This is a genomic window from Bradyrhizobium sp. (assembly GCF_049586575.1).
Classification (GTDB): Bacteria; Pseudomonadota; Alphaproteobacteria; order Rhizobiales; family Xanthobacteraceae; genus Bradyrhizobium.
Genome location: NZ_JBAVCF010000301.1, coordinates 1 through 11,226 on the forward strand (window position 1 = coordinate 1; position 11,226 = coordinate 11,226).

General features: G+C 63.7%; 10 protein-coding genes. 7 read left to right on the plus strand and 3 right to left on the minus strand.

Annotated features, from left to right (window positions below):
- Window positions 1-910, minus strand: a 910-nt coding sequence (locus tag WB528_RS11700; protein WP_423888572.1) for an ATP-dependent helicase, incomplete at its 3' end; no start/stop codon positions are given.
- Window positions 911-1,182: 272 nt separating this feature from the next.
- Here WB528_RS11700 and WB528_RS11705 point away from each other — a divergent pair.
- Window positions 1,183-1,356, plus strand: coding sequence for a DUF1328 domain-containing protein (locus WB528_RS11705; RefSeq protein ID WP_423888573.1), 174 nt, complete (start codon window positions 1,183-1,185; stop codon window positions 1,354-1,356).
- A 3-nt stretch (window positions 1,357-1,359) separates the two neighbouring features.
- On the opposite strand, the gene WB528_RS11710 is transcribed toward WB528_RS11705, so the two are convergent.
- Window positions 1,360-1,872, minus strand: coding sequence for a thioesterase family protein (locus WB528_RS11710; RefSeq protein ID WP_423888574.1), 513 nt, complete (start codon window positions 1,870-1,872; stop codon window positions 1,360-1,362).
- An 82-nt stretch (window positions 1,873-1,954) separates the two neighbouring features.
- Between WB528_RS11710 and WB528_RS11715 the strand changes: the two genes are divergently transcribed.
- From WB528_RS11715 to WB528_RS11725, 3 genes are read left to right on the plus strand one after another with little or no spacing between them, the layout of a single operon-like run.
- Window positions 1,955-3,373, plus strand: coding sequence for an FAD-binding oxidoreductase (locus WB528_RS11715; RefSeq protein ID WP_423888575.1), 1,419 nt, complete (start codon window positions 1,955-1,957; stop codon window positions 3,371-3,373).
- Window positions 3,374-3,391: 18 nt separating this feature from the next.
- A complete protein-coding gene (locus WB528_RS11720; protein ID WP_423888576.1) occupies window positions 3,392-3,979 on the plus strand; it encodes a hypothetical protein in 588 nt (195 codons plus the stop codon).
- Window positions 3,980-4,019: 40 nt separating this feature from the next.
- A complete protein-coding gene (locus WB528_RS11725) occupies window positions 4,020-4,379 on the plus strand; it encodes a hypothetical protein (RefSeq protein ID WP_423888577.1) in 360 nt (119 codons plus the stop codon).
- A 37-nt stretch (window positions 4,380-4,416) separates the two neighbouring features.
- Here the strand turns inward: WB528_RS11725 and WB528_RS11730 are convergent, their stop codons facing one another.
- Window positions 4,417-4,794: a rhodanese-like domain-containing protein gene (locus WB528_RS11730; RefSeq protein WP_423888578.1), complete on the minus strand. Its 378-nt coding sequence runs from the start codon at window positions 4,792-4,794 to the stop codon at window positions 4,417-4,419.
- 119 nt (window positions 4,795-4,913) lie between these two features.
- On the opposite strand from WB528_RS11730, the gene WB528_RS11735 reads away from it, so the two are divergent.
- The 3 genes from WB528_RS11735 to WB528_RS11745 all read left to right on the plus strand — a co-directional run.
- The gene (locus WB528_RS11735; RefSeq protein WP_423888579.1) at window positions 4,914-6,203 is read left to right on the plus strand and encodes an MFS transporter; all 1,290 of its coding nucleotides are present in this window, start codon (window positions 4,914-4,916) and stop codon (window positions 6,201-6,203) included.
- 129 nt (window positions 6,204-6,332) lie between these two features.
- The gene (locus tag WB528_RS11740; RefSeq protein WP_423888580.1) at window positions 6,333-7,565 is read left to right on the plus strand and encodes a cytochrome P450; all 1,233 of its coding nucleotides are present in this window, start codon (window positions 6,333-6,335) and stop codon (window positions 7,563-7,565) included.
- 155 nt (window positions 7,566-7,720) lie between these two features.
- The coding region (locus tag WB528_RS11745; RefSeq protein WP_423888581.1) for an AsmA-like C-terminal region-containing protein at window positions 7,721-11,226 on the plus strand (3,506 nt) is incomplete at its 3' end.

Consider the following 11,226-nt stretch of genomic DNA (forward strand, 5'->3'; position numbering starts at 1 on the left):
CCTCGCCGCTTCGCGTCTCGACACCCCAAGAGCGAGCTTCGCTCGTCTCGGCTCCCACAAGGGGAGAGGGGATAGAAGCGCGGGGCGAGGTAGAGGACGGCGCCTGCGACAACAGCCGCAACCAGAGATACTGCGCGACGTTGGTGTCCTGGTACTCGTCGACCAGAATGAACTTGAAGCGGTGCTGGTATTGCCGCAGCACATCCGGGTGTTCTCGGAACAAACGGAGGTTTTCCAGCAGCAGATCGCCGAAATCGGCGGCGTTGAGAATCTTCAGCCGCTCCTGATAGCTCGCATAGAGCTTGCCGCCCTTGCCGTTGGCGAATACCGCAGCTTCGCCCGACGGCACTTGCGATGGACCAAGCCCGCGATTCTTCCAGCCGTCGATCAGGCCGGCGAGCATCCGCGCCGGCCAGCGTTTGTCGTCGATGCCTTCGGCCTGCAAAAGCTGCTTGAGCAGGCGGACCTGATCGTCAGTATCGAGCACGGTGAAATTGGATTTCAACTGCACCATCTCGGCATGGGTGCGCAGGATGCGCCCGCCAATGGAATGAAAGGTGCCGAGCCATGGCATGCCTTCGACGGCCTGGCCAAGCATCTGGCCGAGGCGCAGTTTCATCTCGCGCGCGGCTTTGTTGGTGAAGGTGACCGAGAGGATTTCGCCCGGCCGCGCCCGGCCCTGGCTGAGAATATGGGCGATCCGGCAGGTCAGGACGCGGGTCTTGCCGGTACCGGCACCCGCGAGCACCAGCACCGGGCCATCCAGCGTCTCCACCGCCTCGCGCTGCTCGGGATTGAGGCGGGCAAGATAGGTGGGCGCGGCGGCGGCGCGCGCACGCGCGGCAATGCCACCGGCCAACGGCTGGTGCTCGGGAACGCTCGTGTGGGGCAGTTGGCTCGGCTCGGTCATCTCATGATTCGGTCTCGGCCCACGTTTACACCGCAGGCCGGCAAAGGGGAGCCTTCATAACAGGAACACGGCCCATATAGGGTGCAGGCGCGGATTTGACAGGAGTTATCCAGCCCTTAGACACCTGTCCGTCTGTTCCTCTCCAATCGGGATTTTTCGTTCGTTCCGCAAGCCAGGGCGGCGGAACCTTTGTTCCGGGGCACGATTATTTCACCGCCTGCGTCAGCGTTCGCAGTGCGACGCCGGAATCGAGACTTGAAGCGGAGAATGTCATGTTGGGCTGGGTCGTCACCTTCCTGATCATCGCGCTGATCGCCGGCGTCCTGGGTTTCGGCGGCGTCGCAGGCGCCTCCATCGAGATCGCCAAGGCGATCTTCTTTATCGCCGTCATTCTGTTCATCGTGTCGGCTGTGGTCGGCCTGGCGCGCGGCAGGACACGGGTTTAGCGATCATTTCTTCGCGGGCATTCCGATCGCCCGGCCGATGCCTTCGGGACTTGCGACCGACGCATGAGCGCGGGCGACGGCGTCGATCGTTGTGCGGATGTCAGGCGGGAAGGGCGCGGTCTTTCGCAGGCCCATGTCGACATGCAGGGTCATGTTTTCCGATGTCGCCGACAGCCATCCTTCGCCGGCATGACGTAACTCCTCGAATGTATGCAGACGCTTGTCGTCGGCGTCGAGCAGATAGATCGAGATCTGCACGGGATCGCCGAGATGAATTTCGCGCAAGTAGCGGACGTGACATTCGGCGGTGAAGGTCGAGAAGTTGCGCGCCTTCTTGTAGTCCGGACCAATGCCGAGCACGAGCCATAGCTCGTCGATCGCCCGGTCGAACATCACATTATAATAGGCCATGTTGAGATGGCCGTTATAATCGATCCATTGCGGTTCGATCCGCATCACCGAAGACAGGAATGGCGCCGGCCGATTGATCCCGCCGGTGCCAGATTGTGTCGTCATGGTGTCCATCTCTCTTCGCTCGCCGACATCTCTTGACCCTCTATATATCCTTTGCCACGGTATTTCCGTGGGAGGAGTTATCGTGGGCACGACCATCACCAATATTCCGAAGCGGGCGGAGGCGAAGGCGGTTGCCGCAGCGGTGGAAAAGCTCGCCGCGCGGTTCGGCAATCGCCTCGTCACATCGCAGGCGGTGCGCGAACAGCATGCCCATACCACGACCTGGCTCCAGTCGCAGCCGCCGGATGCGGTGGTATTCGCGCAAGAGACGACCGACGTTCAGGATGTGGTGCGGATTTGCGCCAGCCATGGCGTTCCCGTGATTGCTTTTGGCACCGGCACGTCGCTGGAGGGTCAGGTCAACGCGCCCGCCGGCGGCGTTTGCGTCGATTTTCACGACATGAACAGGGTGCTGGAAGTCCACGCCGAGGATCTGGACTGTGTGATCGAGCCTGGCGTCACCCGCAAGGCGCTCAACGAGCATCTGCGCGACCAGGGCGTGTTCTTTCCGATCGATCCCGGCGCCGATGCCTCGCTCGGCGGCATGGCCTCGACCCGCGCCTCCGGCACCAACGCGGTTCGCTACGGCACCATGCGCGAGAATGTGCTGGCGCTCAAAGTGGTGCGCGGCGACGGCGAGATCATCACCACCGGAACGCGAGCGAAAAAATCCAGCGCCGGTTATGACCTCACCCATCTGTTTATCGGCGCCGAAGGCACGCTCGGGATTATCACCCAACTCACGATCAAGCTGCGCGGCATTCCCGAAACAATTGCAGCGGCGGCCTGTTCGTTCGACAGCGTGCGCGGCGCCTGCCAGGCGACGATCATGGCGATCCAGACCGGCATTCCGGTCGCGCGAATCGAACTTTTGAACGCCGAGCAGGTCAAAGCCTGCAATTCCTATTCGAAACTGTCCTTGCCGGAGACGCCGTTGCTGCTGCTCGAATTTCACGGCAGCGAGGCCGACGTCGCCGAGCAGTCGAAGAATTTCGCCGAGATCGCCAAGGAATGCGGCGGCGGTGGGTTCACCTGGACGACACGGCCCGAGGACCGCACCAAGTTGTGGCAGGCGCGGCACGACGCCTACTGGTCTGTCAAGGCGCTTCGTCCCGGCGCGGGGGTGGTGGCGACCGACGTGTGCGTTCCGATTTCGCGGCTCGCCGATTGCGTCACCGAAACCGAGGACGATCTGAAGCGCCTGCGGCTGCAATCGCCGATCGTCGGCCACGTCGGTGACGGCAATTTCCACTGCTCGCTCTTGTGCGACGTCGACGACGCCGGCGAAATGGCGCGCGGCGAAGAGTTCATGCATCGCCTGGTCGAACGGGCGCAGTCGATGGGCGGCACCTGCACCGGCGAACACGGCATCGGGCAGGGCAAGCAGAAATATCTCAGGGGCGAACTCGGCTCTGAGGCCATCGACGCCATGCGCGCCATCAAGCAGGCGCTCGATCCGCAGAACATTTTCAATCCCGGAAAGATCATTCCGCAGGCTTAAGCTCGACGAGGTCCGTTAATGCGCCAGTCCTGGCGAATAAGTGCCACCGCCTTGATCCTCACCGCCGCGATCGCGGGCATTGCGCGGGCGGAGGACGCTGGCCCGGCGCCTGCCTCCGCCGGTGCCGCGGATGAGCTGAAACCACAGACGCCGGACACCGATTTGTTCGCGCTGATGACGGGAATATGCAGCACGCTGAATGTCGCGGGTCACGCTTTTCCATGCCGCACGGTCGCCTATGCCCATAGCGTGAAGGGCCGGGCCTATTTCACCATCGCACTCGACGACCCCGCCGACCAAAGCCACATCGTCTCGTTCTCCGGCGAAAACGGCCGGCGAACCAACGAGAATCTATACGACCTGACGGTCGACCGCATGCTGCTCAATTCGAAGAACCAGCCAAAGGCCGATGGTCTGCCGGTGCCGACGGTCGTGAAGTCGGCGGGAAGGTGCGTGCAACTCGGCAATTTCGCCACCGGTCACGTCACCAGCGTCGTCTGCTCGGCGACCGACAGAAGCGGCAAGAAATACGACTTGCGTTTTGAATCGGATGGCTCTCCGATCACAGTGAGGCGAGTGAATCCATCGGCGCCGACCATTCGCTAGTCACCGACGTCGGCATGGTTGAGTTTTGGGAAGATGCGTCATGGCGATGCGCTGGTTCAACAAGCCTAAATCGAAGGATATTTGGGAAGAGCCCATTGCGTGGCCGATCGGCGATATCGAGGCCGCGCACCGCATTCGTGATATATGCCGCGCGGCTGAGGACATCGCCGACAAGAGGCAGCCAGCCGAAGCCGAACGTTGTGAGCGCGCGGCGCGCGCCGCCATGGAAACCGCCATGAAGATCGGCGATGACCTGCTGCGCGACTCCGCCGTGCGCCAGATCATCGGCCTGTGCCTGATAACGGACAACCAGCGGGCAGCGCGAATCCTGTTTCGCGCGATCCGGGCGCCCTCAATCCGCGAAGAGGTGCTGCGCGATCACCCGCAGCTCGCGCAATAGCCGGTACGCGGCCCTGCGGGTCTGGATCATGCGTGCGCTATTTCTCGATCGCGCCGCCGCTGTCGGCCCAATCCTTGAAGCCGCCGATGTTGTAGACATCGTGGTAGCCCATGTCCTTGAGCAGCTTGCCGGCCAGCGCGGCGCGGCCACCGGACGCGCAATAGATCAGGACGGTCTTGTCCTTGGCGAAATTCTTGTCGTGGGTGGGTGAATCCGGGTCGGCGCGAAATTCCAGCAGGCCCCGCGAGACGTGGACGGCGCCGGCAGCCTTGCCGCTCGCCTGCACTTCCGTTCCGTCACGGATGTCCAATAGCAGCGTGTTGCCCTTGGCGATCTTCTCCCGCGCCTCTGCTGCGGTGATCTTCGGCACCGCGGCGTTGGCGGCTTCCATCATCTGTTTGACACCGAGCGCCATGTTTTACCTCCCAGGTTATTGCGCGGATCGTCGCTTTCGCCCGCAATCACGGATATAGGTTTCTCTCCATCGGGCGCCAAGGGACGCGCCAGGATATCAGCCGACAAAAAAGGACTTCGATGCGACTTCCGTTTTTCTACGGCTGGATCATCATCGCGGTAACCTTCGTCACGATGGCGATCGGTGTCAACGCCCGCACCGCGTTTTCGCTGCTGTTTCCGCCGATCCTCGGCGAGTTCGGATGGGACCGCGGGGTGACCGCCGGCGCGTTCTCGTTCGGCTTTGTCGCCTCGGCGATCGTAAGCCCCTTGATCGGCCGCCTGATGGACCGTCTCGGTCCGCGTAGCGTGATGGAGCTCGGTGTGGCGCTGATGGCGGCTGGGCTGCTGCTGGCGCCGCTGACGACGCAGCCTTGGCATCTCTATCTGACCATCGGCGTGCTGGTTGGCGCCGGCAGCATCTGTCTCGGCTATTCCGGTCAATCGTTTTATCTTCCCAACTGGTTCAATCGCCGCCGCGGCCTTGCCATTGGCGTTGCTTTCGCAGGCGTCGGCATCGGTTCGGTCACGCTACTGCCCTGGGTGCAGGTCATGATCGACCACGGCGGCTGGCGAACCGCCTGCACCGCGATGGGGCTTTTGCTTCTGATCGTGCTCGCGCCGATCAACCTTCTCCTGCGCAAGCGCCCGGAGGATCTGGGTCTTCTGCCGGACGGCGATGCCGCGCCGTCGGCGTCGGCGCCAAAAAACACGGTCTCGAACGTCGTCGACCCCGAATGGGCCGCTACCGACTGGACCTTGTCACGCGCGTTCGGCACGGCGCGGTTTTGGTGGCTGTCAGCCGGCTATTTCGGCGGACTTTACGTTTGGTACGCCGTGCAGGTGCATCAGACCAAATATCTGCTCGACATCGGCTTCAGCCCGGCAGTGGGTGTGTGGTCGCTCGGTGCCGTCAGTCTTCTCGGTATTCCCGGCCAGATTTTCTTTGGACACGTGTCCGACCGGATCGGACGCGAATGGGTCTGGAGCATCAGCTGCGCGGGTTTTGCGATCTGCTTTGCCGCGCTGATGGCGCTGGCGCAGGTTCATTCCATGGCGCTCGTCTATCTCATGGTGTTCACGCAAGGTGCGCTCGGTTACGGGCTGACCTCGATCATGGGGGCGGTCGTGGTCGAAATCTTTCAGGGCAGGCATTACGGCAGTATTTTCGGCACCATCATGGTCGCAGCACTGGCAGGTGGCGCTGCGGGTCCATGGATCACCGGCGTCCTGCATGACGTCACGGGCAGCTACACGCTCGCCTTCGCCATCGGGATCGGCATGAGCGCGCTGTCTGCGCTGGCGGTATGGTTCGCGTCCCCGCGCAAGGTCCGCGCCGTCGCCGGCCGCTTGCACCGGATAGCCGGCTAGCGGATAAGCCGTCGTATTCTGACATCCTTTTGGCGGCCCTTGCGGCTAGAGGGTCAAATCCGCTCGACTAAGACCTTCATCTGTAGTTGTTAGCCCCCTATATTCGGCGAAACCGGGGAGGAGACGCCTATGAACGAACACGCTCAGGCCGCGGCGACCGCACCGTTGTTCAACCCGCTGTCGCCGGAGTTCATCCGCGATCCCTATCCGCATTACGACCTGCTGCGCCGCGTCGATCCCGTGCATGTCACGCCGCACGGCATGTATCTCGCAAGCCGCCATGCCGATGTGAGCAACGTTCTGCGCGACAAACGCTTCGGCAAGGATTTCGTCGAGCGATCGGTACGGCGCTATGGCCCGAAGATCATGGACGAGCCGATCTTCCGCTCGATGAGCCACTGGATGCTGCAACAGGATCCGCCCGATCACAGCCGCTTGCGTGGCCTGGTGGTGAAGGCCTTCACGGCGCGGCGGGTGGACGACATGCGGCCGCGGATCCAGCAGATCGTGGATGAGACGCTCGATCGCATCGTCCCGCAGGGATCCATGGACCTGATCGAGGATTTCGCCTTCCGCCTGCCCGTCACCATCATCTGCGACATGCTCGGAATTCCTGAAGAACACCGCGAGGTTTTCTATAACAGCTCGCGCGACGGCGGTCGCATTCTCGATCCCGTGCCGTTGAAGCCGGACGAAATCGCCCAGGGCAATGCCGCCTACATGATGTCGCAGATGTATTTCCAGCAGCTATTCGAACTGCGGCGGAAACAGCCCGGCGACGATCTGACCACGCAACTGGTGCAGGCCGAGGAATACGGCTCGAAACTCACAAATGAGGAGCTGACCTCCAACATCATCCTGCTGTTCGGGGCTGGACACGAGACCACGGTCAACCTGATCGGCAACGGGCTGTTGGCGTTGCATCGCAATCCGGATCAACTGGCGCTGCTTAAGGCGCGCCCCGAACTGATCACCAACGCGATCGAGGAGTTTCTGCGCTACGATTCCTCGGTGCAGATGACCGGGCGGGTCACGCTGGAAGACATTGACGATCTCGGCGGCAAGAAGATCGCCAAGGGTGAAAGCGTGCTGTGCCTGTTAGGCTCGGCCAACCGCGACCCGGCCGTCTATCCCGACCGGCCTGACCGGCTCGATATCACCCGGCCCAATGTGCGTCCGCTGTCCTTCGGCGGGGGCATCCATTTCTGCCTCGGCGCGCAACTGGCGCGCATCGAGGCCGAGATTGCGATCTCGACCCTGCTGCGGCGTTTGCCGGACCTGCGGCTGGATGACGCGGCCAACCCGGAATGGCGGCCGACCTTCGTCCTGCGCGGCCTCAAGCGGCTGCCGGCAAGCTGGTGAGCGGTCCGGCGCCCAAGCTGCTGTGACTTCGCCATAGTTCTCCTTAATATGTGGATATATAGGGGCGGCGGCATGGCGCCTGCCTGAATGTCGGCGCTTGGGCCGAAGCCGGAGGCGCCCGCGACGCGTGAGGCGCGCCCTCAAGAGGAGACACCGTGCAGACGACGCTGCTCGGATTGGCGATCGCCCTGATCATTGCGCTGGTTGCCGCGCTGATCGGGCCGTATTTCGTCGACTGGAATCAATTCCGGCCGCAGTTCGAGGCCGAAGCGAGCCAGGTGATCGGCGCCCCGGTACGGGTCGCCGGTGAACTGGAGGCGCGCCTGTTGCCGTCGCCAACGCTGCGGCTGCGCTCGGTGGTGGTCGGCGGCGCCAACGATCTCGGCAAAGTGCGGGCCGACAAGCTCGACGTCGAGTTCAGCCTTGGCTCGCTGATGCGGGGCGAATGGCGCGCCACCGAATTGACGATCGACGGCATGGCGCTCGACCTCGGGCTCGATCAGCAGGGACGGATCGATTGGCCGTCCGGAAACGGAAAATTCAATCTGGGCTCGCTCTCGATCGACCGGCTGCACGTCACCGGCCGGGCGGCGCTGCACGACGCGCTGAGCCGCCACACGCTGGAGCTCAACGATATCGCCTTTTCCGGCGATGTTCGTTCGCTTGCCGGGGCAGTGCGGGGCGACGGCAATTTCACAGTGTCTGGCACCCGCTTTCCATTCCGTGTCTCGTCCGGCCAGAGTGCGGACGGGAACGGCACCCGTCTGCATCTGGCCATCGATTCCGGCTTGCGGTCCTGGTCGGCGGAATTTGACGGCCTCGTGAGCTTCGAGGGGCGCGCGCCGCACGTTGACGGCGCCATCATATGGTCGGCGACCGCCGGGCCGAAGGATGGGTCAAAGGGCGCCGCGCCGCCAGGCGCGCCTTGGCGGGTGTCGGCCAAGATCAAGGCCGACCATGCCGCGGGCAAACTCGAACAGATCGAGGCGAGCTATGGCGCGGAGGATACCGCGCTCAAGCTGGCCGGCGCCGGCCAACTTCGCTTCGGGGTCTCGCCGCTTCTGCACGTCGTCATGTCGGCACGGCAGCTCGACGCCGACCGGTTTGCTGCCAAAGAAATCGCGGCAAAGGAAGGCGGCGCAAAACCGAGTGGTGGCAACAATGCCGCCGAGCCGGTGCGGGTATTGCCGGCGCTGCGCACTTTGATGAATGCCATTCCGGAGGTTCCGATTCCGGCCAAGCTTGAATTGATTGCCGACCAGATCGTGCTGGGGGGGCGCAGTCTGCAGAATCTTGAGACCGAGCTGCACACCGATACGAAATCGTGGGCGGTCGATCGCCTTGATGTCCGTGTTCCCGGCACCACCCACATCTCGCTCAACGGCAAAACGCCAGAGAGTACGACCGATCACTTCAGGGGCGCGCTCAACATCGAGTCGTCCGACCCGGATGCGCTGATGATGTGGCTGCAGGGGCGGAGCGAACTGACTTATCATAGCCAGGGTCCGTTTCGCCTGAGCGGCGAGGTCAACGTCGCCGCCAACAGCGTCGCGATCGAGAACGTGAAATGCGAGATCGATGGCGGCGCCGTCGAAGGGCGGATCGCCATGACGCACGACGCTTCAAGCGGTGCGGCGCTCGATGCGACGCTGAAGGCCGATCGCCTCGATCTTGATACTGCGTCTGCGTTTGCGCGCGCCGTGCTCGGCCCGCAAAGCGAGTGGCCGGAACGAATGGCGTGGTCGCTCGATATCGCTCACGCCATCTCGGCGGGGCAGGACCTGCATCCGTTCGTGGCGAAATTCGGCTACGATCCAAAGGCGCTGACCCTTGAGAGCCTGAAGATCGGCGAAGCCACCGGCCCCATGCTGGAGGGCAAGGGTGAGTTCGACCGGACCAATGCGACCGGAAAACTCGCGCTCAATTCCAGTGCTCCCTCGCTATCGCAGATCGCAGGCTCGATCGCCCCGGTTTGGCCGCAACTGGCCGCGCGGCTCAATGCCATGAAATCCGGTCCAGGCCCGGCGCGGCTCAAGCTTGCGCTTGCCATCGACAAGGAAGCGGGCCGTACCGATCGCACCAATGCGCTGGTCTCGATCGACCTCGACGCGCCGCAGTTCAAGGGCGCGATCACGCTCACGACGAGGCCGGGCGCGGCAAGCCTGCGCGACGCCGATCTCGACAAGATCCTGCATGGTGAAGTCACCGTCGACGCGAAACTGGCGTCGGAGCAGGGGGCATCGCTGCTTGCCTTGCTCGGGCTCGACGGCGTGATCGCAGCCAGCGATGGACCGGGACGACTCCAGGGGTCGGTGACAGGCGTGTGGGGAACGCCGCTTCGCGTCAAACTCGATCTCACCGGGGCGGGCTTCGACGCGGAGGCGCAAGGCACCGCCGATCCTTTCACCGCGATCGACCTCAAGGCGATCAAGGCCAACCTTTCGCTGAAGGCGCACGGCCTCAATCTCGGGCCGCTGTTCGACCTCAAACCGTCGGACAAGCTCGCACAGGGTATCGGCCTGTCATCGCGGGTTGGGTTCGCCGGCGGCAAGCTCACCTTCGACGATATTGACGGCGCGATGGCGGGATCGCGGCTGCGCGGCCGCGTGGCGATGACGCTCGACGGCGATCACAGGATCGACGGCGAACTCGGCCTCGATGCGCTTGATCTTTCTCCGGCTTTCCTGCTCGCGATTGGCGCGGCCGGCCGCGATGCATCGGAACCTTTCGGCACGACTTTTGTGAAAGGCTGGCATGGACAAATTGCATTTCAGGCTTTGCGCGGCGTGCTGCCGGGCGGCGGCGAATTGCGGCCGCTCAGCGGCACCGTGAAAGGCGACGGTCAGTCGCTGGTCGTGGATAATATCAAGGGCGGCATCGGCGGCGGCGAGGCGAGCGGCAATATCGATGCGAGGCCGACCGCGGGCGGACTGGCGCTCAATGCCCGCGTCGAGCTCAAGGGCGTCGATGGTACGGCCTTGCATTACCGCGCCCTGGCGATGCCCCCGGGGCGCACGTCCTTGCAGATGACGCTGGCGAGCCAGGGCCGCAGCGCCTCTGCGCTCACCGGCGCGATTTCGGGAAACGGTACCGTGACGCTGGAAGCCGCCCGGATCAATGGCCTCGATCCCCGTGCATTTGATGTTGCGATCCGCAGCGGCGACGCCGGGGAGCCGATCGACGACATCCACCTGCGCAAGATCGTGGAGCCGGCGCTGTCGGGCGGGGCGCTGCTGGTCTCAATGGCGCAAATCCCGTTCACGGTTCGAGATGGCCGGCTTCGCGTCAGCGCCACCGCGCTTGAGGCGGAAGGCGTTCGCGCCATCGTATCCGGCGGCTACGACATCCCGGCGGATCAGGCCGATATCCGCGCAACGCTAGCCGCGCCGGGAGCGGGCGCCGGACAGGCGAGCCCACCGGAAATTGCGATTTTTGCCGCCGGATCGCCGGACGCGCTCCATCGAACGGTCGATGTCGCAGCTTTGTCGTCGTGGCTCGCGGTAAGGGCGATCGATCGCGAAACCAGGCGGCTCGATTCGATCGAGCACGGCGAGGCCACCCCGGCATCGATCGGGCCGCCGGGTTCATCCGCGCCACCGTCGGCCGATGCGCCGCACCTGTTGCCGCCAAAGCCGAGAGTCAGCGCGCCGCGACCGGCTGC

What these genes read in the sequence shown, in the direction of transcription:
- WB528_RS11740 (WP_423888580.1), top strand. Translation starts at nt 6,333, where the DNA reads ATGAACGAACACGCTCAGGCCGCGGCGACCGCACCGTTGTTCAACCCG.
- WB528_RS11730 (WP_423888578.1), bottom strand. Translation starts at nt 4,794, where the DNA reads ATGGCGCTCGGTGTCAAACAGATGATGGAAGCCGCCAACGCCGCGGTG.
- WB528_RS11735 (WP_423888579.1), top strand. Translation starts at nt 4,914, where the DNA reads ATGCGACTTCCGTTTTTCTACGGCTGGATCATCATCGCGGTAACCTTC.
- WB528_RS11720 (WP_423888576.1), top strand. Translation starts at nt 3,392, where the DNA reads ATGCGCCAGTCCTGGCGAATAAGTGCCACCGCCTTGATCCTCACCGCC.
- WB528_RS11710 (WP_423888574.1), bottom strand. Translation starts at nt 1,872, where the DNA reads ATGACGACACAATCTGGCACCGGCGGGATCAATCGGCCGGCGCCATTC.
- WB528_RS11705 (WP_423888573.1), top strand. Translation starts at nt 1,183, where the DNA reads ATGTTGGGCTGGGTCGTCACCTTCCTGATCATCGCGCTGATCGCCGGC.
- WB528_RS11725 (WP_423888577.1), top strand. Translation starts at nt 4,020, where the DNA reads ATGGCGATGCGCTGGTTCAACAAGCCTAAATCGAAGGATATTTGGGAA.